Raw genomic sequence first — 23,827 nt, 5'->3', positions numbered from 1 at the left:
GAAAACCCGAGAGGCCCTCCCGGCGGGCACAATCCAGCCGTCCGATACGCGCGGAACCGCCACCCGTCGAGGAGTGCCCATGCCGGAAACGCAGACGCGAAACGCGCTCGACCGCTACTTCCGCGTCTCCGAGCGGGGATCGACCGTCGCCCGCGAAGTGCGGGGCGGAATCGCCACGTTCTTCACGATGGCCTACATCCTGGTACTCAACCCGATCATCCTCGGCAGTGCCCAGGACAAGTTCGGCAACCAGCTCTCCGCTCCCCAGCTGGCCACCGTCACCGCACTGGTCGCCGCCGTGATGACCGTGATCATGGGCGTCGGCGGCAACGTCCCCATCGCCATCGCGGCCGGCCTCGGCCTCAACGCCCTGGTCGCCTACCAGATCGCACCCTTGATGAGCTGGCCCGACGCGATGGGCCTGGTGGTGATCGAGGGCATCGTGATCTGCGTCCTGGTCGCCACGGGTCTACGGGAGGCGATCATGCACGCCATCCCGCAGCAGCTCAAGCAGGCCATCAGCGTCGGCATCGGGATGTTCATCGCCTTCGTCGGGTTCGTCGGCGCCGGCTTCGCGACCCGTATCCCCGGCGAAACGGGTACCGTGCCGGTCCAGCTCGGCTCCACCGGCCATCTGACCGGCTGGCCGGTGCTCGTCTTCTGCCTCGGGGTGCTGCTGACCGTCTCCCTGGTGACCCGGAAGGTCCGCGGCGCGATCCTGCTGTCCATCGTCACGATGACCGTCGTCGCCGTCGTCGTCGACGCGATCGCCGACATCGACCCGGCCGCCTGGGGGCTGACCGTCCCGGCCGTCCCGGACGACCTGGTGGCCCTCCCGGACTTCGGGCTCGTCGGCTCCTTCAGCCTCTTCGGAGCCTTCGAGCAGGTCAGTGCCGTCACCGTCGTGTTGCTCGTCTTCACCCTGGTGCTCAGCGACTTCTTCGACACCATGGGCACCGTCGTCGGCGTCTCCAACGAGGCCGGGCTGCTCGACGAGAAGGGCGACGTGCCGCACCTGGGCCGCATCCTGCTCATCGACGGCGCGGCCGCGGCCGCCGGCGGTCTGGCCTCCGCCTCCTCCGCCACGTCCTACGTCGAATCCGCCGCCGGTGTCGGCGAGGGCGCCCGCACGGGCTTCGCCAACGTGGTCACCGGCGCGCTGTTCGGTCTGGCACTGCTCCTCACCCCACTGGCCACGATCGTGCCCGCCCAGGCGGCCGCACCCGCCCTGATCGTGGTCGGCTTCCTGCTGATGACCCAGGTGCGGCACATCGACTGGCTGTCGTTCGAGATCGCCATTCCGGCGTTCCTGACCATCGCCGTGATGCCGTTCACGTACTCCATCACCAACGGCATCGGCGCGGGCTTCATCGCCTACGTCGTCCTCAAGACGGTGCTGGGCAAGGCGCGTGAGGTGCACGCGCTGCTCTGGGCCACGGCGGCCCTGTTCGTCGTGTACTTCGCGATCGACCCGATCGAGCAGCTGATCGGCCTCAGGTAGCCGCGCGCCGTGCGTCGGCGCGGAGGGCCAGGCCCGTCGCGAGCGCGCCGAGGCCCTCCCAGAGGGCCACGCCGAGGAACGGGGCGGGCGCGCGGCCGGCGAGCACCGCGAGGCCGAAGACCAGGAAGGTGAGCAGCCGGAACGGAACGGTCCAGCGGAAGAAGGGCTTCCAGTCGGACAGGGCCGCGAGTACGTAGTACACGCCCATGTTGAGCGCGGCCATCGAGGAGGCGGTGACGAACGCGGCCGTGTGATCGCCCGCGGCGCTGCGCACCGGCTCCCTGCCGGAGCCGAGACCGAGGACCGCGAGCTGGAGGTCCGGCGAGACGAGCCCCACGAGGCCCATGACCGCGGCCATCGCACCGAACACCGCCATGGTCCAGCCGGCCAGGGAACGGGGCAGCCGTCGCACGAGGTCCTCCCCGGAGCCGGGACACGTAATCGATGAAGGACCCTGCATACCGCGCCCCGTGCCCCGTCCGCCAACCGGATTCGGTCCTTCCGGCGCCGCTGCCCGCTATGCCAGTGCCGCCCGCATCATCTTCGCCGCGATCGGCGCCGCGAGTCCGTTGCCGCTCACCTCGGAGCGCGCCGCCCCGGAGTCCTCGACGACGACGGCGACCGCCACCTTCGTGCCGGACCCGCCGTCCTCGGCGTACGAGGTGAACCAGGCGTACGGCGTCGCGCTGTTGTTCTCGCCGTGCTGGGCCGTGCCCGTCTTGCCGCCGACCTCGGCGCCGTCGATCCGGGCGTTGCTGCCCGTGCCGTCCTCGACGACCGTGACCATCGCGCTGCGCAGCTGCTCCGCCGTCCTCGACGACACGATCCGCTCGGTGTCGGAGTCCGGGTACTCCCGCAGGGTGTTCCCGTCCGCGTCCACGACCTTGGACACCATATGCGGCGACGCCATGAGCCCGTCGTCGGCCAGGGCGGCCGACACCATGGCCATCTGCAGCGGAGTGGCCGTGACCTCGAACTGCCCGATGCCCGTCAGCGCCGTCTGCGCCTCGTCCATGTCCGACGGGTACACACTCGTGGCGGCACGCACGGGGACGTCCTGCTCGGAGTCGTTGAAGCCGAACTTCTCCGCCGTCGCCCGGAGCTTGTCCTTGCCGAGCTGCTCCGCCATCCTGCCGAAGACGTTGTTGCAGGAGTACCGCAGAGCGGTGCGGATCGTGGCGTTCTCGCAGGGCGCGGACTCGTTCTCGTTCACCAGCACCGTCCGGGTGTTCGGCAGCGTGTAGGGCTGGGGGCTGTCGGTCGGCTCGTCGACCGACGAGTACCAACCGTCCTCCAGCGCCGCGGCGGCGACCACCAGCTTGAAGGTCGAGCCGGGCGGCAGCGGCTGCCGCAGAGCCCGGTTGAGCATCGGCTGGTCCTCGTCCTCGGTGAGCTGCCGCCACGCCTCGCCGTCCGTGGTCCCGCTGATCCGCGACGGGTCGTACGACGGGGTGCTCACCACGGCCAGGATCCGACCGGTCACCGGGTCGATGGCGACCGCGGCGCCCTTCTTGCCGCCGAGCGCCTCGAAGCCGGCCTTCTGGACCGCCGGGTCGATGGTGGTGAGGACGTCCCCCGGCGGCGCCTGCTTGCCGGTGAGCACGTCCAGCGGGTTCTTCAGCCGGTTGTCCGTGCCGTCGAGCACGTCGCCGTAGATGCCTTCGAGTTGAGTGGCCCCGTACGCCTGTGAGCTGTAGCCGGTGACGGGTGCGTACAGCGCGCCCTCCGTATACGTGCGCTGGTACGCGAGATCGCCTCCCTCCGTCCGCTGCGAGCCGGTGACCGGGGAGCCGGCCACGACGATGTCGCCGAGCGGCTGCGCGTACTGCGCGATGGTGTTCCGCCGGTTGTGCTGGTCGTCCGCGAGTGCCTTGGCCTCGTAGGCCTGCACCCAGGTCGCCCGCAGCAGCAGGGCGAACACCAGGAGCAGGCTGAAGACCGCGGTGCGCCTGATCGTCTTGTTCATCCCGCATGAGGACGAACGGCACGGGGAGCGCCGTTCCGGACGGGCCGGTTTTCTCACCGAACCCTCATCCGGCCGTCCGGCCGTCCGGCCGTCCGGCCGGAGGAGCCGGGCCCGCGGGCCTCAGCCGTCGAGCCGCAGCAGCAACTCCTCGGTCTCCCCGCCCCGCGCGTGCGCGAAGCCGGAGTCCCGCCCGGTCACGGTGAACCCGCACTTGGCCAGCACGCGCAGGGAACCCGCGTTGTCGGCTGCCGCGCGGGCGTGCAGCGGCCGTTCCGGCACGAGCAGCAGCAGTGCGCGCAGCGCCGACGTCGCCACACCGCGCCCCCAGAAGGCACGGTCGATCCAGTACGTCACCTCACGCTCGCCGGGCGGCCCGTACACGGCGGCGTGCCCCGCCACGACGCCGTCGGCGACGACGGTGCGGTGGACGCCGTCCGTGCGCAGGACCCGCTCCCAGTGGGCGTCGAACCGTGCCCGGTCGCCCGGGTCCTCGGGGGTGAACGCGGCCATCCGCACGGCCTCCGGGTCCTGCATCAGCGCGAAGAAGGTGTCGAGGTCGGGGTGCCGGACCTCGCGGAGGACGACCTCCATCGGAGCCATCAGAGCCTCCTGGCGACGGAGCAGGCCGGTCCCGGGCGCGAACGGCGCGTCCTTGACCGTCTGCTCGTGGGCGGGGGCCGGCCGGGCCGCCCCGGAGCGCGCGGGCCTGGTGCACGGCCGTCATCCGGCGCGGCCGGACGCCCCGTTAGGGTACGGGACATGGAGACCCTGGGAGGCGCCGAGTTCGCGCCCACGTCGACGTATCTGAACACCTCCTTCTGCGGTCTGCTGCCGAGGCGTTCGGTGGAGGCCGCCGGCAGGCTCGCCCGGGAGCTCGCCGAGGGCCGCCCGGAGGGTTCGGGGAGCACGGCGGCCGTCGAGACCGCGCGAGCGTCCTTCGCCCGGCTGATGGGCGTGTCCGCGGACCGGGTCGCGCTCGGCGGTTCGGTCGCCGTCCATGTGGGGCTGATCGCGGCCTCCCTCCCCGCCGGTGCCGAAGTCCTGGTGCCCGAGGGCGAGTTCAGCTCCATGGTCACCCCCTTCACCACCCGGGACCTGAAGGTGCGGTACGCCCCGCTCGACTCGCTCGCCGAGGCGGTGGGGCCCGGTACCGCGCTGGTGGCCCTGTCCGCGGTGCAGTCCGCCGACGGCCGGGTCGCGGATCTGCCGGCGGTGCGGGCCGCCGCGGCCGTGCACGGCGCGCGCGTGCTGCTGGACGCCAGCCAGGCCGCCGGCTGGCTGCCGCTGGACGCGGGACGGTACGACTACACGGTCACGGGCGGGTTCAAGTACCTGCTGTGCCCGCGCGGCGCGTCCTTCCTCACCGTCACCGAGGAGGCGCAGGAGTCGCTGGCCCCGGTGCACGCGGGTCTGTACGCGGCGGAGGACCCGGAGGGGAGCACCTACGGGCCCGTCGAGGAGTTCGCCCGCTCCGCCCGGCGCTACGACGAACCGCCCTCGTACCTCTCCTACCACGCGGCCGCGCAGTCCCTGCCGCTGCTGGAGGAGACCGGCATCGCGGCGGTCCATGCGCACGACACCGCGCTGGCGGCCCGGTTCCGGGCGGGGCTGGTGGGACTCGGGCACGAGCCCGTCCCCGGCGACTCGGCGATCGTCGGGGTGCCCGGACTCGGCGAGCGCAAGTCCCTGCTCGCCCGTGCGGGAATCGTCGTGTCGGCCCGCGCGGGCAATCTGCGGGCCTCGTTCCACCTCTACAACTCGGCCGCCGACGTCGACCGGGCCCTCGACGTGCTGTCGGGCTGAGCGGGCGTGCCCGGCGGGCGGGGGCCGGTGCGCCCGCCGGCCGGGGGAGGCCGTGCCTGTCGGCGAGGGGAGGGCCTGCCCGCCGGCCGGGGAGGGCGTGCCCGTCGGCCGTGGAGTGGGCGTGGTCCCGGGCCGGGTGCGGTCCTCCCGGGCTCGCCGCCGGTGTGTCCGCGGGCGGGCCGGGCGGGGATCCTCGCGTCCGGCCGTGACGTCCCGTTCCGGCGCCCGATGCGGCACTAGCGCCGGGTGCGGTCCCCCTCCTGCCGGTCGGGCGTGCTGCCGGGGCGGGCCGGCCGCGCCGTCGGGAGATCGCGGCACTCCGCCAGGGCCTCGGTGCAGAGGTTGCCCTCGACCTTGGCCAGCAGCCGGGCCAGTTCCGCGCGCTCGGCCGGGTCGAGCCCGGCCAGCGTCACCTCCTCCAGCGTGCTCCAGGCCCGGCTGACCTCGGCGAGCAGCGCACAGCTGCCCTCGGTCGCCTCGACCAGCACCGCACGCCGGTCGGCGGGGTCCGGGCACCTGCGGACATGGCCGGACTGCTCCAGGCGCTGGAGCATCTTGGTGACGGTCGACGGGTCGAGCTCGCTGGCCTTGATGAGTTCGGACTGCCGGACCGGCCCGGCCTCCCAGAGGTACATCATCACCATCTCCTGGCCCGGATAGAGCCCCGCCTGCCGCAGCAGCCTGCCCGCCGCGACGCGGTGGAGCCGGGCCACCCGGGAGACGGCATGGCTGACCGGGCCGCCGCGGGCGGCGGCCGGCAGCTGTCCGCCCCCCGCCCCGGGACAGAAGGAGCCGGCCTCCGGGTTCATCGGGCCTCCTCGGTGCTCTCGCTGCGGATCGCGTGGACCGCCCCGACGGTCCCACACATCCACCGGACCAGATTACCTTGGTCGGCCAATCAATGCGTTACAGTGGCAGCCGCGGCCAATGCTTGGCCGACCAACATTGTCTTGCGTCCGTCCCTGTGGGAGCTGTCATGACCATCGCCTTCGACCCGATCGACCTCCGCGGCACACCGCTCGCCAACCGCATCGCCATGGCGCCGATGACCCGCAGCCGCGCCTTCGGCCCGGGCCTCACCCCGACCGACTCCACCGTCGAGTACTACACGCAGCGCGCCTCCGCCGGGCTCATCATCACGGAGGGCATCCAGCCCTCCCCCGTCGGCCAGGGCTACCCGGACACTCCCGGACTGCACTCGCGGGAGCAGGTCGCGGCCTGGCGCCGGGTCACCGACGCGGTGCACGCGGCGGGCGGGCGGATCTTCGCGCAGCTCATGCACGCGGGCCGGATCGGCCACCCGTCGCTGCTGCCCGACGGGCTCGTACCGGTCGGCCCCTCCCCGGTGGCCGCCGCGGGTCAGGTCTTCACCCACGAGGGCCCCCTGGACCTGGTCACCCCGCGCGAACTCACCGCGGACGAGGTACGCGCCACCATCGCCGACTTCGTCACCGCCGCGCGCAACGCGATCGAGGCGGGCTTCGACGGGGTGGAACTGCACGGCGCCAACGGCTACCTCATCCACCAGTTCCTGGCGCCCAACACCAACCTCCGCGAGGACGAGTGGGGCGGCTCACCCGAGTCCCGCACCCGATTCGCCCTCGAGGTCACCCAGGCCGTCGCCGCCGCGATCGGCGCCGGGCGCACCGCCATCCGGATCTCGCCCACCCATGGGTACAACGACATCGCCGAACCCCTGGAGGAGGCCGAGCTGGCCTACCCCGCGCTGGTCCGCGGGCTCGACTCGCTGGACCTGGCGTACCTGCACGTCCTGGAGGGCGGGCCGGAACTGCGGGAGCTCACCCTCGCCCTGCGCAAGGAGTACTCCGGCACCCTCGTCCTCAACGCGGCGACCGAGGGGCCGACCGGACCGGACGCGCTCGGCCTGATCGAGGACGGGGTGGCCGACATCGTGTCGTACGGCGCGCTGTTCCTGGCCAACCCCGACCTGCCGGCCCGGCTGAGGGCGGGCGGCCCGTTCAACACCCCCGACCCCGGCACCTTCTTCGGCGGCGGCGACAAGGGCTACGTCGACTACCCGGCGCTGGGCGGCTGACCGCGGTCCGGGCACGGCCGGGCGGCTGACGGCGGTCCGGGTACGCGCGGGCGGCTGACCGGGGTCCCGGCACGGGGTGAGGGGCCCGGGCCGCGGTCCGGGCACGGCCGGGTGCCCGGACACCGAGGCCCGGGCGCGGGGAAGGGGCCGGCCGCATAAGCGGCCGGCCCCCTGCCCGCATCTCACGGCGGCCCACCGAGGTGCGGCCACCGCGCTCCGACGCCGTGTTCCGGGGCGTCCCCCGGAACCGGCCCCGAGCTCACCTCACCGGCGTGAAGTCCCGCGCGCCGATGAACGCCGGACGCGGCACCGGTGCCGCGAACGGCTCCCGCGCTGCGTTCTCCACGCTGTTGAACACGATGAAGACGTTGCTGCGCGCGTACGGGGTGATGTTGTCCCCGGAGCCGTGCATCGCGTTGCAGTCGAACCAGGTCGCCGAGCCGGCCTTGCCGGTGAACAGCCGGATGCCGTGCCGGTCCGCGAACGCGGTCAGCGCCTCGTCCGAGGGGGTTCCGGCGTCCTGCATCTGCAGCGACTTCTTGTAGTTGTCCTTGGGCGTCTCACCGGCGCAGCCCAGGAACGTCTTGTGCGAGCCGGGCATGATCATCAGCCCGCCGTTGGTGTCGTAGTTCTCGGTGAGCGCGATCGACACCGACACGGTCCGCATGTTCGGCAGCCCGTCCTCGGCGTGCCAGGTCTCGAAGTCCGAGTGCCAGTAGAAGCCCGACGCCCCGAAGCCCGGCTTGACGTTGATCCGCGACTGGTGGACGTAGACGTCCGAGCCGAGGATCTGCCGCGCCCGGCCCACGACGCGCTCGTCGCGCACCAGGGCCTCGAAGATCTCGCTGATCTTGTGGACCTCGAACACCGAACGGACCGACTGCGACTTCGGCTCGACGATCGAGCGCTCGTCGGCGCGGATCAGCGGGTCGTTGACCAGCCGGTCCAGCTCGGCGCGGTAGACCTCCACCTCGGCCGGGGTGAGCAGCTCCGGCATCGCGAGGAAGCCGTCGTGCTCGTAGCCCTGGAGGTCGGCCGCGGAGATCGGGCCCGGCGCTCCGGGCGCCGACCACACCACGGGGTCCCGGCGGGGGACGGCCGTCTCCGTGGCGCCGCGGGTCGGGTAGAGATCGGTGATCGCGGTGGTCATCGTCAGCCCTCCTCGGTGTGCTGGGGGTCCCCCCAGGCCTCGGGCTCTGGGGGAGGGTAGGTGCCGTTCTCGTCGTGGTCCTCGCGCCCGGTGACGGGCGGGTTGAAGACGCAGACGCAGCGGAAGTCCGTCTTGGGACGCAGTGTGTGGCGCTCGTGACCGTCCAGCAGGTACATCGTGCCGGGCTCGATCCAGTGCGCCTCACCGGTCTCGTCGTTCGTCAGCTCCGCCTCGCCCTCCACGCAGAGGACGGCCTCGATGTGGTTCGCATACCACATCGACGTCTCCGTACCCGCGTACAGCACGGTCTCGTGGAGGGAGAAGCCCGCCTTCTCCTTGGCGAGCACGATCCGCTTGCTCTCCCAGGTGCCGGACTTCGACCGGACATGCCGGTCGGTGTTCTCGATGTCCTTGAGCGATCGGACGATCACGGTGCGTTCAGAACCTTTCTTTCCTCGCCGTACGGGGTGGGGCGGCGCCGCGGGGGCGTCAGGCCGTCTCGCGGACGGAACGGGCCAGCGTGCGCAGGCCCTCGTCCAGTTCGTCGGGCGTCACGGTCAGCGGCGGCAGCAGCTTCACCACCTCGCTCTCCGGACCCGAGGTCTCCAGCAGCAGGCCGAGCTCGAACGCCCGCGCGCAGACCGCCGACGCACGGCTCTTGTCGGTGAACTCCAGGCCCCAGACCAGACCGCGGCCGCGGTAGTGGGCGCCGAGGGCGGAGTTCTCGTCGCAGATGCCCAGGAGGGCCTGCTCGACCTGCTCGCCGCGGGCGATGGTCTGCTTCTCCATCTGCCCGTCGGCCCAGTAGGCGTCCAGCGCGGCGGCCGCCGTGACGAAGGCCGGGTTGTTGCCGCGGAAGGTGCCGTTGTGCTCGCCGGGCTCCCAGAGGTCCAGCTCCGGGGCGAACAGGCAGAGCGACATGGGCAGGCCGTAGCCGCTGATGGACTTCGACAGGGTGACGATGTCCGGGGTGATGCCCGCCTCCTCGAAGGAGAAGAAGGCACCGGTGCGGCCGCAGCCCATCTGGATGTCGTCGACGATGAGCAGCATGTCCTGACGCCGGCAAAGGTCGGCCAGCGCCCGCAGCCACTCGGCGCGGGCGACGTTGATGCCGCCCTCGCCCTGCACGGTCTCGACGATGACCGCGGCGGGCTTGTTCAGCCCGGACCCCTGGTCCTCGAGCAGGCGCTCGAACCAGAGGAAGTCCTGGACCTGGCCGTCCAGGTAGTTGTCGAACGGCATCGGGGTGCCGTGCACCAGCGGGATGCCGGCGCCGGCGCGCTTGAAGGCGTTGCCGGTCACGGCGAGGGAGCCGAGCGACATCCCGTGGAAGGCGTTGGTGAAGGAGACGATCGACTCGCGGCCCTTCACCTTGCGGGCCAGCTTCAGCGCGGCCTCGACGGCGTTGGTGCCGGTCGGGCCGGGGAACATCACCTTGTACGGCAGGTCACGCGGCCGCAGCACGACGTTCTGGAAGCTCTCCAGGAAGGCCCGCTTGGCGGTCGTCGCCATGTCCAGGCCGTGGGTGATGCCGTCGCGCTCCAGGTAGTCCAGCAGCGCGCGTTTCAGCACGGGGTTGTTGTGGCCGTAGTTGAGCGACCCTGCGCCGGCGAAGAAGTCGAGGTAGGTGTGGCCGTCCTCGTCGGTGAGGCGGGCGCCCTGCGCGCGGTCGAAGACGGCGGGCCAACCGCGGCAGTAGCTGCGCACCTCCGACTCCAGGGTCTCGAAGACACTCAGGGCGGGCGGGGTGATGGTCACAGCGTTTCACTCCTGATGTGGGGTCGGACGGAGCTGGGATGCGGGTCGTGCGGGGGTCGCGCGGGCAGGCCGGAGGCGGCCCGCGCGGAACGGGTGTCCGGGACCGGCCGGTCCACCGGTCTCAGTCGCCGATGGGGCCGATGCGGTACAGCACCTCGGGCTGGTGTCCCCCGTCGGGGAAGAGCCCGCCGTCGAACAGGACCTCGCGGTCCAGTGACGCGCCGTGCCGGGTCGCATACGAGGTGAAGAGGCGGTCCGAGGCGGTGTTGTCCGGGGTGACGGTCGTCTCGATCGCGCGGATGCCGCGCGGGACGACCCGGTGGGTGAGCGCGTCGAGGAGCGTGCCGGCCAGTCCGCGGCCGCGGTGCTCCCCGTCGACGGCGACCTGCCAGACGACCAGCACATCCGGGCGCTCGGGCCGGATGTAGCCGGTGACGAAGGCGATCGGCTCACCGCCCGGGCCGCGGGCGACCACGGAGGTCGCGGCGAAATCGCGGCACCACAGCAAATAGCTGTACGAGGAGTTGAGGTCCAGGACCTCGGAGTCGCGGGCTATGCGCCAGATGGCGGCTCCGTCCTCCACGCTCGGGCTGTCGATGCTCAATGCGGTGGTCATGCGGATTTAATTTACCGAGCAAATTCATAAATTGCATCGTGGAGAGGGGTTGGCGAGTCTCGCTCGATGTGTTATCGCGCGGGCGCGCACCCTGGCGTGAGGACGAGGTGAATTATGCGCTTTTGACCGGGAGTTATCGGACAGAACGACGTTTGTGTGGTGTCTGTCACATCGTCTTGACGCCCGTGGAATGACTCGTGGATCTCATCCCAACTGATGCGTTTAGGCTCTCGGGAATCGGGCAGACGAACTCAGGAAGCGACTCTCGGAAAAGCGACTCCCCGCATTCTCTTATTAATGCACTGTTTGCTTTCCGGTGTGGTTGGGGGAATGGGTTCTGGTGAGCATTCGAAGGCCGTGCTGCATGCTGCGCGAGGCCGGCGTCGGCGATATCCGCGATGTGGACGGCACCACGGACGTGTGCCGGTCCGCGGCGTTCGCGATGTCTGCGGTGTCCGCGGCGCTCGCGGTGTCGTCGATGTCGTCGGCGTCGGCGTCGGCCTCGGCGTCGACGTCGGCGGCGGCCTCGGCGGCCACGGTCGCGGGACGGCCCTCGGGGCGGGGCTCGTAGAGTGCTCGTCATGAGCGATCACGCGGTGCTGCACGTGAAGGGGCGGGTGCTCGTCGGACCGGACGACGTACGGGACGAGCTGTGGGTGGTCGGCGGGCGGGTCACCTACCGGCGCCCGGCCGCCGGGGACGTGCGCACCGTCCGGGGCTGGGCGCTCCCCGGCCTGGTCGACGCGCACTGCCACGTCGGGCTCGACCGGCACGGCGCGGTGGACGAGGCGACCAGCGAGAAGCAGGCGCTGACCGACCGCGACGCGGGGACCCTGCTCATCCGCGACGCCGGATCCGCCGCCGACACCCGCTGGATCGACGACCGCGAGGACCTGCCGAGGATCATCCGCGCCGGGCGCCACATCGCGCGCACCCGCCGCTACATCCGCAACTACGCCCACGAGATCGAGCCCGAGGACCTCGTCGCCTACGTGGGCCGGGAGGCCCGGCGCGGTGACGGCTGGGTCAAGCTCGTCGGCGACTGGATCGACCGGGAGGTGGGCGACCTCACCGCCTGCTGGCCGCGCGGTGCGGCCGAGGCCGCCATCGCCGAGGCGCACCGCCTCGGCGCCCGGGTCACCGCGCACTGCTTCGCCGAGGACTCGCTGCGCGACCTCGTGGAGGCGGGCATCGACTGCATCGAGCACGCCACCGGACTCACCGAGGACCTGATTCCGCTGTTCGCCGAACGCGGCGTGGCCATCGTCCCGACGCTGGTCAACATCGCGACCTTCCCGCAGCTTGCGGCCGGTGGCGAGACCAAGTTCCCGCGCTGGTCGGACCATATGCGACGGCTCCACGCACGCCGCTACGACACCGTCCGCTCGGCCTGGGACGCGGGCATCCCCGTCTACGTCGGCACCGACGCCGGGGGCTCCCTGCCGCACGGGCTGGTGGCCGCCGAGGTCGCCGAACTGGTCAAGGCCGGGCTCCCGGCGGTGGCCGCGCTCTCCGCGACGACCTGGGGCGCACGGGACTGGCTCGGGCGGCCGGGCCTGGAGGAAGGCGCCCCGGCGGACCTGGTCGTCTACGAGGCCGACCCGCGGGCGGACGTACGGGTGCTGGCGGCGCCGAGCGCGGTGGTCGTGCGGGGGCGCGTCGTCGGCTGACGGACCGCGGCGCGCACCACGCCGCCGCACTTCCGCCGCACGCACCCCGCTGACGACCGCGCGCAGGCACCACCCCGCCGGAGACCGCCCTGCGCCCTTCACGCCCACCCCACGGGGGACACGGGGGAACGCCAGTGCGCCGGCAATCGAACGTGGGCGCGGAAATGTCACTTTGGAGTGAACCCGCTTCGGGTGTCTGACGGTTCACTCCCGGTGGGCGAGTATTCCGGTGTTCCCGGTCGCCGCCGCCCGCACCGGTCCCCGTCGTGGGCGTGCGGCGCCGTCGTGTCTCCCGTGGGGGTTCCACCACCGTGAAGAGCAACACCTTCCGCATGCCCGTACGCCGTGCGACGGCCGTCGCGGCCGCCGCCGCACTGGCCGTCGGACCCGTGGCGCTCGCCGCTCCGGCCCGGGCGACGGGCGGCGGCGACGGGCGAGCGAGCGCGGTCGTCCTGCGGACCGGCCTGGACGTCTCCCTGCTCGACAAGAGCGTCCGGGTACCGCTGAAGGCGTCCCTCAACGAGGTCCAGGCGCCCGCGAGCGCCGAGAGGACCGCGCTGACCGTGCAGCTCGAAGGTGTCGACCAGGGCAGGCCGTTCAGCGTGCTGCAGGCGGAGGTGGCCACCGCCGAGGCCACCGCCGACCGGGACGGCGCGGCGGCCCGCGCCGAACTCGCCGGGGCCAGGGTGCACATACCCGGGCTTCCGCTGCTACCGCTCGTCGAGGTCGGCCAGGTCACGTCGGAGGCGGTCTGCGAGGCGGGGAAGAAGCCGGTCGCCCGCGCCGACGTGCCCGGTTCCGTCACGGTCCTCGGCAGGAAGACCACGCTGACGGCGGGCGGGACGACCGCGGTCGCCGTGCCGGGTGTCGGCGTCGTCACCCTCGGCCTCTCCCGTACCGCCACGGCCTCAGGCACGGCCGCGGCCACGGCGCTCGAACTCGAGGTCTCCGTGAACCCGCTGAAGCTGAACGTCGCCGAGGTCGACGGCACGCTGACGCTGGCGGAGGCGACCTGCGCGACGCCGGCGGGCGAGCCCGTCGCCGAACCGTCCGTGAAGACGGCGCCGCCCGACGTCCGGCCCCAGACCGGCGGGGAGGCGGCGGAGCCGTCGGACGACCTGGCGGCGACGGGCGGGGACACGTCGACGCCGTGGTTCGCGGCGGGCTCGGTGGTCCTCCTCGCCGCGGGCGCCGCGGCGGTCGCCCTGTCCCGCCGCCACGCGCCGCACTGAGGGCCTGAGGGGCAGCGGCACCCCGGTTCCCCGCAGGCCCTGGAGGGACTGCGGGCCCGCCGGTGCGGCCCGACGGCCCGCGGGTGCGCGGAGGCGCCGCGCCCGCCGTGGCGAGTCCCCGCCCGGACGCGCCCCCATCCACCCGCGCGCCGCCCTGCCTCGCCCTCGCCCCGTCGCGTGGCGGCTACGCTCCGACGAGGGTCAGGGCCTGGTCGAGTGCCTGCAGGAAGCGGTTCGTCGTGGCGCGGTCGCGGACCGCGAGCCGCAGCCAGTCGCGGTCCAGCCCCGGGAAGGTGTCCCCGCGCCGGGCCGCGAACCCGAGTGCGCGCAGCCGTCCGCGCACCTCGTCCGCGCGGTCGATGCGGACGAGGACGAACGGACCCGCGGCCGCCGGCACCGTCCGTACCTCGTCGAACTCCGCGAGCCCGGCGAGCAGATGTGCCCGGTCCGCCGCGATCCGGTCCGCCGCGCGGGCGGCCTCCGCGAGCGCCCGCGGCGACATGCACGCCTCGGCCGCGGCGAGCGCGGGGGTCCCCACCGGCCAGAGCGGCTGGGCCCGTTCGAGCCGGGCGACCGTCCCCGGCCCGGCGAGCACATAGCCGATCCGCAGCCCCGCGAGCCCCCATGTCTTGGTGAGGCTGCGGACCACCACCAGCCCGGGCACGTCGGTACGCGGCGCGAGGGCTTCCGGTTCGCCGGGAACCGCGTCCATGAACGCCTCGTCGACGACCAGGATCCGCCCGGGCCGGGCGAGCCGGGCCAGTTCGGCGGCCGGGTGCAGGACCGAGGTCGGATTGGTGGGATTGCCGACGACGACGAGGTCCGCGGACTCGGGCACGGCCGCCGGGTCCAGCCGGAAGCCGTCCTCGGCGCGCAGCACCACGCGCCCCACCTCGTACCCCGCGTCCCGCAGCGCCGCCTCGGGCTCCGTGAACTGGGGGTGCACCACCACCGGCCGGCTCACCCGCAGGGCCCGCGCGATCAGTACGAAGGCCTCCGCCGCGCCCGCCGTCAGCAGCACCCGCTCCTCCGGCACCCCGTGCCGCGCCGCGACCGCCGCCCGTGCCGCACGGCCGTCCGGGTAGGCGGCGAGCGACATCAGCGACGCCGCGATGCGCTCCCGCAGCCACACCGGAGGCGTGCCGGTGCGGACGTTGACCGCGAGATCGGTCAGTCCGCCCTCGCGGACCTCCGCGTCACCGTGGTGCCGCAGGTCGTGGAAGTCGGCGCTCATGGCCGCCCCGCCCGGGCCGGGACCGGCGAGGCCACGGCCTCCCGGTAGCGGTCGACGACCAGATCGGCCAACTCGTCCACCGGGCCGATCACTTCGGCGCAGCGGACCTCCGTGTCCGGGTGCGCCGCTGCCCACCCCTCGGCGTGCAGCCTGGCCCGCTCGGCCGGGCCGCCGTGGAACAGGGCGTACGGCAGCACCACGATCCGCCGTGCGCCGAGCCGTTCGCACCGGTCGAGCCCCGCGGGCACGTCGGGCGCGGCCGTCGACACGAACGCCGTCTCCACCCCCGCGTACCCCCGGCCTTCCCAGAGCAGCCGGGCCGCCCGGTGCACCTCCGCGTTGGCCTGTGGATCCGCGGAGCCGGGTCCGACCAGCAGCACGGTCACCCCGGCGCGGTCGCGCGGTGAGCGCGCACCGCCGCCCAGCACCTCGTCGAGCCGTCGCTCCAGCAGTGCGAGCAGCGCCGGTCCGGGGCCGAAGGCACCGCTCACGGTCACGGCGAGCCCGGGCCGGTCCCCACGGACGGCGTCGAGCGCGGCGGCCAGGGCGTCCTCGGCCCGCCGGTCCGGTGCCAGCGCCAGAGGGACGGCGGCCAGCCGGTCCGCTCCGGCGGACACGAGCTCGCCCACGGCCGTCGCGAGCGGCCACCGGCCGTCGCCGACGAGCCCGGCCGCGACGGGGATTCCGGGATGGCGGCTGCCCAGGTGCTCCACGAAGTCCAGCAGTGCCTCGGCGCCGGCGTCGTCCAGAGCGCCGTCCGCGGCGATGAGCAGTGCGGGCGGGGAAGTCACACATTCTCCTTGCGGTGGTGGCGATGCCGCCGGTGCTGTCCGACCGGTCCGCCGTCGTTCACGTCGGGGATCAGATCCGGCGCCACCGGCTCCCCTTGCGGCGGGGACCGGTGCCGGAGCCGAAGGATCCGCAAGCCGCACGATGGCACAGGTCACCGCGCCCGGTCGCCCCTGACCTCCGGATTTTCGTTTCCCCACCACGAGTTCTCCCCCCTCGGCGAGGGCCGCCGCCTCCGCCACCGACGGGGTGCCCACCGCGACGGCCGCCGCGGACGGGTTCGGCACGGGTACGCGGGCGAGCTCCGCGGCGGGGTACGTGCGCAACGGGACGCCGAGCGCGGCCGCCGCGGCCGCGACACCGGGCTCGTGCGCCTTGGCGGCCACGGTCGCCACGGCCACGACCGAGCCCGCCGCCGCCCCCGCCTCCCGCAGCGCGTCCCGGACCAGACCGAGCACCTCGTCCGCGGGCGCGCCCCGGCGTGCCCCTACCCCCACGACGAACCGGCCCGCACGTCGGCCGGTCATGGCGCGGCACCCGGCGGGGCGGGCCCGGTCGGGACGTGGTGCGAGGGCAGGGTCGTTCGCCCGCGAGGTGGGGGCACGGAAGTCGTCCGGTGCGTACGGTCCCGGGCCGGCCGGACTCGCCGTGCACGGTCCCGGGCCGGTCGGACTCGCGGTGCAGGGTCCCGGACCGGCCGGACCCGCCGTGCACGCTCCCGGGCGCGCCGTTCCTCCGGCCGGCGACGGGCCCTGGGGAGCGCCCCCGGACCACCGGTACCTATGCCCGCGCGTCCCACGCCGCGCACCCCTCCGTGAACCGGCGTGCCGCGCCCGGCGCACCCGCCCAGTGCGTGTGCACATAGCTCGCGTGCACACCGCCCTGTACGAAGCCCTCGACCCGGGGCTCCGGCTGCCTGAGCCCCCAGGCCGGGGTCGCTCCCGCGCCCGGCTCCGTCACGGTGCGGTGGAACTCGTGGCCCCGCATCCGGGTCCCGGCGGGGGCGAGGACGCCGTCGCTCACCGCCACGGCGTCCCGGTAGCCCAGCGTCAGCCGCTCGGTCATCCGGGCGTCCGCGTCCAGCACCCCGCACATGGGCGTGCCGTCCAGGGAGCGCGCGAGGTACAGCAGCCCGGCGCACTCGGCGGCGACCGGCGCCCCCGAGCGGGCGAACTCGGCGACCGTCTTGCGGAGGCGGGAGTTGGCGGACAGCTCCGGGGCGTACACCTCGGGGAAACCGCCGCCGATGACCAGGCCGGCCGTACCGTGGGGCAACTCCTCGTCGCGGAGCGGGTCGAAGGCGACGACCTCCGCGCCCGCGGCCGTCAGCAGCTCCGCGTGCTCGGCGTACGAGAACGTGAACGCGGCGCCTCCGGCCACGGCGACGACGGGCCGCCGGTCCCGGGCCCCGACGCGCGCGCGGTCGCCGGTCCCGGCGGGCGGCCGCTCCCGGGCCCCGAGGGGCCTCTGGTCCGCGGCGCCGGCGCCGGGGGAGTCCAGTGCCGCGCCGGGGTCCCAGGGGTCCCCCGCGAGCGGCGGCGCGCTGCGCGCCAGGGCCAGCAGCGCCCGGAGGTCGCAGCCCGCCCGTATCTGTTCGGCCTGCGCGGCGACCGCGTCCACCGCATCGGTCCGCCGCTCGGCGACCGGCACCAGTCCCAGGTGCCGTGACGGCGTCGCCACCGCGGGCGCACGGCGCAGCACTCCCAGCACCGGCACCCCGGACTCCTCTAGGGCGTCCCGCAGCAGGGCCTCGTGGCGGTCGGTTGCGACCTTGTTGAGGATCACCCCGCCGATCCGTACCTCCGGGTCCCAGGACGCGAACCCGTGCACCAGCGCCGCCACCGACCGGGACTGCGACGAGGCGTCGACGACCAGCACCACCGGCGCCCGCAGCAGCTTGGCGACCTGGGCCGTCGAGGCCAGTTCACCGGCTCCCGCCGCCCCGTCGTACAGCCCCATCACGCCCTCGACGACCGCCAGGTCGCACCCGCGCGCGCCGTGCGCGAACAGCGGGGCGATCAGCTCCGTGCCGCACATGTACGCGTCGAGGTTGCGGCCCGGCCGCCCGGTGGCGAGCGCGTGGTACCCGGGATCGATGTAGTCGGGCCCCACCTTGTGCGGCGACACGGTGAGACCGGCGGCCGTGAAGGCCGCCATCAGACCGGTCGCGACGGTGGTCTTGCCGCTGCCGGACGCCGGCGCGGCGACGACGAGGCGCGCTACCACGTTCTGCCTGCCGACCGCGTCACCACTCGATGCCCCGCTGACCCTTCTGGCCCGCGTCCATCGGGTGCTTGACCTTGGACATGTCGGTCACCAGGTCGGCGAACTCCACGAGTTCCCGCGGGGCGTTGCGGCCGGTGACGACGACGTGCTGGGTCCCGGGCCGGTCGCGGAGCACCTCGACCACCTCGGCCGTGTCGATCCAGCCCCAGTGCAGCAGGTAGGCGAACTCGTCGAGCACGTAGAACCGGTACGTCTCGGCGGCCAGATCCCGCTTGACCTGCTCCCAGCCCTCGCGCGCCTTGTCCTCGTGGGACTGCTCGCCCTCGGCCGGAGGGCGCTGGATCCAGGACCAGCCCTCGCCCATCTTGTGCCAGTGGACGGTGCCGCCCTCGCCGCTCGCGCCGAGGACCCGGAGCGCGTTCTCCTCGCCGACCCGCCACTTCGCCGACTTGACGAACTGGAACACCCCGACCGGCCAGCCCTGGTTCCAGGCGCGCAGCGCCATCCCGAAGGCGGCGGTGGACTTCCCCTTGCCGATGCCCGTGTGCACCATCACCAGCGGCCGGTTGCGGCGCTGGCGGGTGGTGAGACCGTCGTCCGGGACGACGTCCGGCTTTCCCTGCGGCACTACGCTGCCCTCCTGTCGCGGACCCTGCTGCCCGTTGCCGTTGCCTTTGCCGTTCCGGTTCCGGTTCCGGTTCTCGGTCCGGTTCCCGTTCCCGCCGCCCGTACGTCCCGGACCAGCCCCGCGATGCTGTCGGCGCGCAGCTCGTCCAGGGTGACGGCGGTGCCGCCGAGGTCACGGGCGAGACTCCCGGCGAGGCCGAGCCGCACCGGGCCCGCCTCGCAGTCCACGACCACCGCGGCCGTGCCCTCGGCGGCGTGCAGCCGGGCGGCGCGCCCGGCGAGCGCGAGGGCGTCGCCGCCGCCCGCCCCGGTGGCGCGGCCGTCGGTCACGACCACCAGGAGCGGGCGCCGCGACGGGTCGCGCAACCGCTCCACCCGCAGCACGTCGTGGGCCCTCAGCAGTCCGGCGGCCAGCGGGGTCCGGCCGCCGGTCGGCAGCTCCCCGAGCCGTGCCGCGGCGGCGTCCACGGACGAGGTCGGCGGCAGCGCCACCTCCGCCCCGGCGCCCCGGAAGGTGACCAGACCGACCTTGTCCCGGCGCTGGTAGGCGTCGAGCAGCAGCGACAGCACCGCCCCCTTCACCGAGCCCATGCGCCGGCGCGCCGCCATGGAGCCGGAGGCGTCGACGACGAAGAGCACGAGATTGCCCTCGCGGCCCTCGCGGGTGGCCTGCCGCAGATCGTCCCGGCGCACCACGAGGCCCGGTCCGGAACGGCCCCGGGCTCGCTGGTGCGGCGCCGCCGCCCGTACGGTCGCCGCCAGGTGCAGCCCGGTCAGCGCCCCCCGCGGCCGGCGCGCTCCGGTGGTCCTGCCGTGCTCGGTTCGGGCCCGGGAGCGGCGTCCGGCGGCGCCCTCACCGAGACCGGGCACGCTGAGGGTCCTGGTACGGAACGGCTCCCCGGCCCGTTCGGCGGCCCGCTCGGCCGCGCCCGCGGCGGGCGTTCCGGAGGGCTCCGGCTGCCCGGCGGGCGGCGCGGACGGCTCGGTCGGTTCGGACGGCCCGGACGGCCCGGACGGCTCCGACCGCTCGGGCTGTCCCGCGGAGGCGGCGGAGTCCGGCCCCTGGCCCTGGGGCGGGACGCCGTTGCCGCCGGGGCCGCCGGGGCCGCCGTCCGGGCCGGACGGGTCCGTGCCGGGATCCGGGTCCGGATCGGGGTCCGGATCGGGGTCGGGATCGGCGTCCGGCCGGTCGTCCCCGCCGAACCGCTCCAGGGTCTCGTCGAGTTTGCCCTCGTCGAGGCCGGGCGCGTCGAAGGGGTTGCGCCGGCGCCGGTGGGGGAGCGCGAGGAGCGCGGCCTGCCGCACGTCCTCCTCGCGTACGTCCGTACGGCCCGCCCAGGCGGCCAGGGCCGCCGCGGTACGGGCCATCACGATGTCGGCGCGCATGCCGTCCACCTCGAACGCCGCGCAGGTGGCGGCGATCTGCCGCAGCGCCGCGTCCCCGAGCTCCACCCGGGGCAGTGTCGCCCGCGCCGCCGTGATGCGTGCGCGCAGCGCGGCCTCCTCCGCCGCCCAGCGGGCGGCGAAGGCCGAGGGGTCGTCGTCGTACGCGAGCCTGCGCCGCACCACCTCCACCCGCTGCTCCGGCTCCCGGGAGGCGGCGACCTCCACCGTCAGCCCGAAGCGGTCCAGCAACTGCGGCCGCAGCTCGCCCTCTTCGGGGTTCATCGTGCCGACGAGCAGGAAACGCGCCGCGTGCCGTACGGACACGCCCTCCCGTTCCACGTAGGAGGCGCCCATCGCGGCCGCGTCCAGCAGCAGGTCGACCAGGTGGTCGTGGAGCAGGTTGACCTCGTCGACGTAGAGCACGCCCCGGTGCGCGTCGGCGAGCAGGCCCGGCTCGAACGACTTCACCCCGTCCGCCAGGGCCCGTTCGATGTCGAGCGCGCCGACCAGCCGGTCCTCCGAGGCGCCGACGGGCAGTTCGACCATCCGGGCCGGGCGCGCCGTGCCCGGGGCGGCCTCGTGCGGTCCGTCCGGGCACTCCGGGTCCGGCGCGCCGGGCGCGCAGGAGAACCGGCAGCCCGCGACCACGTCGACATCGGGCATCAGCGCGGCGAGGGCGCGCACCGCCGTCGACTTGGCGGTGCCCTTCTCCCCGCGCACCAGCACACCGCCGACGGCGGGGCTGACCGCGTTCAGCAGCAGGGCGAGCCGCAGGTCGTCCATGCCGACGACCGCCGTGAACGGATAGTGGGGTGCGTTGCTCACTGTGCGGCTCCTGGGGTTCCGGCGGCGTTCGCGGCGTTCGCAACCTTCGCGGCGTTCGCAACGGTTGCAGCGGTCGCGGCGGTTGCAGCGGTTGCGGCGGTTGCAGCGGTTGCGGCGTTCGCAGCGGTTGCAGCGGTCGCGGCGTTCGCAACGGTCGTGGCGGTCGTGGCGGTCGTGGCGGGGAAGTCGGGTGCGCCCGGCGGGATGAACGGAAGGCCCGAGGGCGCGCCGCCCTCGATGAGGCGGAGCAGCGCGTCGGTGTCCGCGTGCTCCTCGACGAGGTCGCCCAGCCGGTCGAGCTGGGCCTCGCGCAGATCGGCGAAGGAGGTGTCCGGGGCGGGGACGAAGCGGCGCCCCGCCGCCGCGGCGACGGCCCGCAGGAAGGCCCGGCGGAACCCGTCGCTCTCCAGCGACCCGTGCCAGTGGGTGCCCCACACCTCACCGACCCGGCAGCCGTCGAGGAAGGGCTCGCCGCCGAGCACCTCGGCGACGCCGTGATGGATCTCGTACCCCTCGACGGGCTGCCCCAGCGCTTCGCCCGACGGGCGGGCGAGGGTCTTCTCCGCGGCGAACCGCACCCGGACGGGGAGCAGTCCGAGCCCCGGCACCGCTCCGGCCCGCGACTCGACGTCATCGTCGATGTGCTCACCGAGCACCTGGAAGCCGCCGCAGATGCCGAGCACGGGCCGGCCCTCGGCCGCCCGCCGGGCGAGCGCGCCCGCGAGGCCCCGCTCGCGCAGCCACTCCAGGGCGCGCACGGTGCCGCGGGTACCGGGCACGATCACCAGGTCGGCGTCGGCCAGCTCCTCGGGGCGGTCGACGAAGCGCACGATCACGCCCGGCTCGGCCGCCAGCGCGTCCACGTCGGTGAAGTTGGACATCAGCGGCACGGCGCAGACGGCCACCCGCAGCACGTCCTCGCCGACCGGCGGCGCCACCACCGACTCGCGCACGGCGCCGCGCAGGGAGACCCGCAGCCCGTCCTCCTCGTCGATGCCGAGCCCGTGTGCGTACGGCAGCACGCCGTACGTCCGCCGTCCGGTGAGCCCGTGCAGCATCTCCAGCCCCGGCTGCAGCAGCGAGACGTCACCGCGGAACTTGTTGACGAGGTAGCCCGCGACCAGCTCCTGGTCCTCGGGGGCCAGCAGCGCCGTGGTACCGAAGAACTGGGCGAAGACCCCGCCCCGGTCGATGTCGCCCACGACCAGCACGGGGAGGCGCGCGGCACGGGCGATGCCCATGTTGACGATGTCCGTACGCCGCAGATTGATCTCCGCGGGGCTGCCGGCGCCCTCGCAGATCACCGCGTCATAGGTGCCGCGGAGCTCCTCGAGGCAGGCCATCACCGGTTCGAACAGCGCCTCCTGGCGCCCTCCGCGGAGCATCCCCCCGGGTGGGCCCCCGGTCCCGCCCGGCAGGCCCCCGGGGGCCTGCGCACCGTGCTCCGGCCGCGCCGCGGGTCCCGGCCTCCCGAAGAACCCGCGTGCGCTCAGCTCACCCACCGGCCTGCCCATCAGCACGACCTGGCTGGAGCGGTCGCCGCCGGGCTTCAGCAGCACCGGGTTCATCAGGGCCGTCGGCTCCACCCGGGCGGCCTGCGCCTGCATGGCCTGCGCCCGGCCGATCTCGGCGCCCTCACGCGTGACGAAGGAGTTGAGGGACATGTTCTGCCCCTTGAACGGCGCGACCTTCACGCCCCGGCGCACCAGCCAGCGGCAGATCCCCGCCGTCACGACGCTCTTGCCGGCGTCCGAGGTGGTGCCGGCGACCAGCAGTCCGCCCCCGTTCATGCGCGCCTCCGCCGCAGGGCCCGGGCCGCGAGGCGCCCGCCCGCGCACACCGCGAGGGCCAGCACTCCCACCCGCCGGGAGAGCCGCACCGCCCGCTCGATGTCGGCGAGCTCGACGGCCCGCCCGCCGTCGCCGTTGAGCACGGGCCGGTGCTCTACCCGTCCGCCGTACGACAGCGTCCCGCCGAGCCGTACGCCGAGGGCCCCGGCGAACGCGGCCTCCACGGGCCCCGCGTTGGGGCTCGGGTGCTTCGCGGCGTCCCGGCGCCAGGCGCGGGCCGCGCCGCGCGGGTCGCCGCCCGCGACGGTCGCCAGCGCCGCCGTGAGCCTGGCCCCGGGCCAGCCCGCGAGGTCGTCGAGCCGGGCCGACGCCCAGCCGTACCGCCGGTAGCGCGGTGACCGGTGACCGACCATCGCGTCCAGGGTGTTGACGGCGCGGAACCCGAGCAGGCCCGGGACCCCGCCGATCGCGCCCCAGACGAGAGCGCCCACGACGGCGTCCGAGGTGTTCTCGGCGACGGACTCGACGACGGCGCGGGCGATGCCGGGGCCGTCCAGTGCCTGCGGGTCGCGTCCGCACAGGTGCGGCAGCCGCTCCCGGGCGACGTCGAGGTCCCCGGCCGCCAGCGCCCCGGCGACCGCGCGGGCCTCCCGGCCCAGCGAGGTGCCGCCGACGACGGCCCAGGTGGCGGCCTGCCGCACTGGTTCGGCAGCACGGGGAAGGGCCCGGTCGAGGTCCTCAGCATCTTCGGCCGCCAGGGCGAGCGGATCCCGAAGCCGCTGCGGGAGAAGTTCCCCGAGGCCGTCGACGGCCATGCGCTGCGCCGCGAGATCGTCACCACCGTGCTGGTCAACGACACCGTCAACACGGGTGGTTCGACCTTCCTGCACCGCCTTCGCGAGGAGACGGGGGCGTCGATCGAGGAGATCGTCCGGGCGCAGACCGCGGCCCGTGCGATCTTCGGCCTCGGCGCGGTGTGGGACGCCGTGGAGGCGCTGGACAACAAGGTCGCCGCCGACGTCCAGATCCGGATGCGGCTGCACTCGGGGCGGTGCGCGTGCCGGTCACCGCCGCCCCCTCCCGCGCGCCGGCGGCTTCCCGCGCCGTGGCCGGCACCGCCCGCCCGGAGCCGGGCGCGGGGACGCGGGTCAGGCACCCCCGTGCACCGGCGGCCAGTGCCAGGAGCGCGAGCAGCGCC

Annotated in this window: 21 protein-coding genes and 2 pseudogenes; 6 read left to right on the top strand and 17 right to left on the bottom strand. The window is 74.2% G+C overall.

From position 1 onward, the window contains the following. The first annotated feature begins 79 nt into the window (after positions 1-79). On the top strand, positions 80-1,501 hold the full coding sequence (locus DDW44_RS02755; RefSeq protein WP_108905421.1) for an NCS2 family permease: 1,422 nt from the start codon (positions 80-82) through the stop codon (positions 1,499-1,501). Here the strand turns inward: DDW44_RS02755 and DDW44_RS02750 are convergent. From DDW44_RS02750 to DDW44_RS02740, 3 genes are all read right to left on the bottom strand, one after another. Further along, entirely contained in the window at positions 1,494-1,913 is a 420-nt protein-coding gene (locus DDW44_RS02750) for a hypothetical protein (protein WP_108905420.1), read from the bottom strand. The two genes, DDW44_RS02755 and DDW44_RS02750, sit on opposite strands and share 8 nt — an antisense overlap. Positions 1,914-2,018: 105 nt before the next feature. Next, complete coding sequence (locus DDW44_RS02745) at positions 2,019-3,467, bottom strand: peptidoglycan D,D-transpeptidase FtsI family protein (protein WP_108905419.1); 1,449 nt, start codon at positions 3,465-3,467, stop codon at positions 2,019-2,021. Positions 3,468-3,587: 120 nt separating this feature from the next. After that, entirely contained in the window at positions 3,588-4,058 is a 471-nt protein-coding gene (locus DDW44_RS02740; protein ID WP_108908710.1) for a GNAT family N-acetyltransferase, read from the bottom strand. A gap of 168 nt (positions 4,059-4,226) precedes the next feature. Between DDW44_RS02740 and DDW44_RS02735 the strand changes: the two genes are divergently transcribed. Next, complete coding sequence (locus DDW44_RS02735) at positions 4,227-5,270, top strand: aminotransferase class V-fold PLP-dependent enzyme (protein WP_018890223.1); 1,044 nt, start codon at positions 4,227-4,229, stop codon at positions 5,268-5,270. Positions 5,271-5,506: 236 nt separating this feature from the next. Here the strand turns inward: DDW44_RS02735 and DDW44_RS02730 are convergent, their stop codons facing one another. Then, positions 5,507-6,079: a MarR family winged helix-turn-helix transcriptional regulator gene (locus DDW44_RS02730; RefSeq protein WP_108905418.1), complete on the bottom strand. Its 573-nt coding sequence runs from the start codon at positions 6,077-6,079 to the stop codon at positions 5,507-5,509. A gap of 167 nt (positions 6,080-6,246) precedes the next feature. On the opposite strand from DDW44_RS02730, the gene DDW44_RS02725 reads away from it, so the two are divergent. After that, a complete protein-coding gene (locus DDW44_RS02725; RefSeq protein WP_108905417.1) occupies positions 6,247-7,326 on the top strand; it encodes an alkene reductase in 1,080 nt (359 codons plus the stop codon). A gap of 259 nt (positions 7,327-7,585) precedes the next feature. On the opposite strand, the gene thpD is transcribed toward DDW44_RS02725, so the two are convergent. From thpD to DDW44_RS31915, 5 genes are all read right to left on the bottom strand, one after another. Next, the gene (thpD, locus tag DDW44_RS02720; RefSeq protein WP_108905416.1) at positions 7,586-8,476 is read right to left on the bottom strand and encodes an ectoine hydroxylase; all 891 of its coding nucleotides are present in this window, start codon (positions 8,474-8,476) and stop codon (positions 7,586-7,588) included. Positions 8,477-8,478: 2 nt separating this feature from the next. Next, positions 8,479-8,907, bottom strand: a complete 429-nt coding sequence (locus DDW44_RS02715) for an ectoine synthase (protein ID WP_018890221.1) — start codon at positions 8,905-8,907, stop codon at positions 8,479-8,481. A 58-nt stretch (positions 8,908-8,965) separates the two neighbouring features. Beyond that, positions 8,966-10,234: a diaminobutyrate--2-oxoglutarate transaminase gene (gene ectB, locus DDW44_RS02710; protein ID WP_018890220.1), complete on the bottom strand. Its 1,269-nt coding sequence runs from the start codon at positions 10,232-10,234 to the stop codon at positions 8,966-8,968. 121 nt (positions 10,235-10,355) lie between these two features. Continuing rightward, entirely contained in the window at positions 10,356-10,850 is a 495-nt protein-coding gene (gene ectA, locus DDW44_RS02705) for a diaminobutyrate acetyltransferase (protein ID WP_208647928.1), read from the bottom strand. Between the two features lie 294 nt (positions 10,851-11,144). After that, positions 11,145-11,387 carry a hypothetical protein gene (locus tag DDW44_RS31915; protein WP_167455472.1) on the bottom strand — a complete coding sequence of 81 codons (243 nt, stop codon included), beginning with the start codon at positions 11,385-11,387 and terminating at the stop codon, positions 11,145-11,147. Positions 11,388-11,431: 44 nt separating this feature from the next. Between DDW44_RS31915 and DDW44_RS02695 the strand changes: the two genes are divergently transcribed. After that, positions 11,432-12,520 (top strand): amidohydrolase family protein, encoded by a 1,089-nt coding sequence (locus DDW44_RS02695; protein ID WP_108908709.1) that lies wholly within the window; start codon positions 11,432-11,434, stop codon positions 12,518-12,520. A gap of 311 nt (positions 12,521-12,831) precedes the next feature. After that, on the top strand, positions 12,832-13,752 hold the full coding sequence (locus DDW44_RS02690) for an SCO1860 family LAETG-anchored protein (RefSeq protein ID WP_108905413.1): 921 nt from the start codon (positions 12,832-12,834) through the stop codon (positions 13,750-13,752). Positions 13,753-13,936: 184 nt separating this feature from the next. On the opposite strand, the gene cobC is transcribed toward DDW44_RS02690, so the two are convergent. The 8 genes and pseudogenes from cobC to DDW44_RS32310 all read right to left on the bottom strand — a co-directional run bounded on the left by cobC (position 13,937) and on the right by DDW44_RS32310 (position 23,519). Further along, on the bottom strand, positions 13,937-14,986 hold the full coding sequence (gene cobC, locus DDW44_RS02685; RefSeq protein ID WP_027731677.1) for an Rv2231c family histidinol phosphate aminotransferase CobC: 1,050 nt from the start codon (positions 14,984-14,986) through the stop codon (positions 13,937-13,939). Continuing rightward, positions 14,983-15,777, bottom strand: a complete 795-nt coding sequence (locus DDW44_RS31910; protein WP_166802832.1) for a sirohydrochlorin chelatase — start codon at positions 15,775-15,777, stop codon at positions 14,983-14,985. The genes cobC and DDW44_RS31910 overlap by 4 nt, the downstream gene beginning before the upstream one ends. 201 nt (positions 15,778-15,978) lie before the next feature. Beyond that, positions 15,979-16,302, bottom strand: a pseudogene (locus tag DDW44_RS32510) (cobalamin biosynthesis protein); the annotation flags it as partial. 253 nt (positions 16,303-16,555) lie between these two features. After that, complete coding sequence (locus tag DDW44_RS02675) at positions 16,556-18,001, bottom strand: cobyrinic acid a,c-diamide synthase CobB (RefSeq protein WP_108905411.1); 1,446 nt, start codon at positions 17,999-18,001, stop codon at positions 16,556-16,558. 19 nt (positions 18,002-18,020) lie between these two features. Continuing rightward, the gene (cobO, locus tag DDW44_RS02670; RefSeq protein ID WP_017948848.1) at positions 18,021-18,629 is read right to left on the bottom strand and encodes a cob(I)yrinic acid a,c-diamide adenosyltransferase; all 609 of its coding nucleotides are present in this window, start codon (positions 18,627-18,629) and stop codon (positions 18,021-18,023) included. Further along, the gene (locus DDW44_RS02665) at positions 18,629-20,797 is read right to left on the bottom strand and encodes a putative cobaltochelatase (protein WP_244224180.1); all 2,169 of its coding nucleotides are present in this window, start codon (positions 20,795-20,797) and stop codon (positions 18,629-18,631) included. The genes cobO and DDW44_RS02665 overlap by 1 nt, the downstream gene beginning before the upstream one ends. Before the next feature lie 38 nt (positions 20,798-20,835). Next, a complete protein-coding gene (locus DDW44_RS02660) occupies positions 20,836-22,629 on the bottom strand; it encodes a cobyric acid synthase (protein WP_244223949.1) in 1,794 nt (597 codons plus the stop codon). Next, positions 22,626-23,519, bottom strand: a complete 894-nt coding sequence (locus tag DDW44_RS32310; RefSeq protein WP_244223948.1) for a CobD/CbiB family cobalamin biosynthesis protein — start codon at positions 23,517-23,519, stop codon at positions 22,626-22,628. Before DDW44_RS32310 ends, DDW44_RS02660 begins: the two co-directional genes overlap by 4 nt. Between DDW44_RS32310 and DDW44_RS33455 the strand changes: the two are divergent. Continuing rightward, positions 23,400-23,681 (top strand): annotated as a pseudogene (locus DDW44_RS33455) (hypothetical protein); the annotation flags it as partial. The gene DDW44_RS32310 and the pseudogene DDW44_RS33455 sit on opposite strands and share 120 nt — an antisense overlap. Between the last annotated feature and the right edge of the window lie 146 nt (positions 23,682-23,827).

This window comes from Streptomyces tirandamycinicus (assembly GCF_003097515.1).
GTDB classification, from domain to species: domain Bacteria; phylum Actinomycetota; class Actinomycetes; order Streptomycetales; family Streptomycetaceae; genus Streptomyces; species Streptomyces tirandamycinicus.
The sequence above is the reverse complement of the archived record's forward strand: the minus strand, read 5'-3'. Positions and strand labels throughout refer to the sequence as shown.

Excerpts from the sequence above, each read along its gene's own strand:
- DDW44_RS02755 (WP_108905421.1), top strand. The coding sequence starts at position 80 with ATGCCGGAAACGCAGACGCGAAACGCGCTCGACCGCTACTTCCGCGTC.
- DDW44_RS02745 (WP_108905419.1), bottom strand. The coding sequence starts at position 3,467 with ATGAACAAGACGATCAGGCGCACCGCGGTCTTCAGCCTGCTCCTGGTG.
- DDW44_RS02740 (WP_108908710.1), bottom strand. The coding sequence starts at position 4,058 with ATGGAGGTCGTCCTCCGCGAGGTCCGGCACCCCGACCTCGACACCTTC.
- DDW44_RS02735 (WP_018890223.1), top strand. The coding sequence starts at position 4,227 with ATGGAGACCCTGGGAGGCGCCGAGTTCGCGCCCACGTCGACGTATCTG.
- DDW44_RS02730 (WP_108905418.1), bottom strand. The coding sequence starts at position 6,079 with ATGAACCCGGAGGCCGGCTCCTTCTGTCCCGGGGCGGGGGGCGGACAG.
- DDW44_RS02725 (WP_108905417.1), top strand. The coding sequence starts at position 6,247 with ATGACCATCGCCTTCGACCCGATCGACCTCCGCGGCACACCGCTCGCC.
- thpD (WP_108905416.1), bottom strand. The coding sequence starts at position 8,476 with ATGACCACCGCGATCACCGATCTCTACCCGACCCGCGGCGCCACGGAG.
- ectA (WP_208647928.1), bottom strand. The coding sequence starts at position 10,850 with ATGACCACCGCATTGAGCATCGACAGCCCGAGCGTGGAGGACGGAGCC.
- DDW44_RS02695 (WP_108908709.1), top strand. The coding sequence starts at position 11,432 with ATGAGCGATCACGCGGTGCTGCACGTGAAGGGGCGGGTGCTCGTCGGA.
- cobC (WP_027731677.1), bottom strand. The coding sequence starts at position 14,986 with ATGAGCGCCGACTTCCACGACCTGCGGCACCACGGTGACGCGGAGGTC.
- DDW44_RS02665 (WP_244224180.1), bottom strand. The coding sequence starts at position 20,797 with ATGGACGACCTGCGGCTCGCCCTGCTGCTGAACGCGGTCAGCCCCGCC.
- DDW44_RS02660 (WP_244223949.1), bottom strand. The coding sequence starts at position 22,629 with ATGAACGGGGGCGGACTGCTGGTCGCCGGCACCACCTCGGACGCCGGC.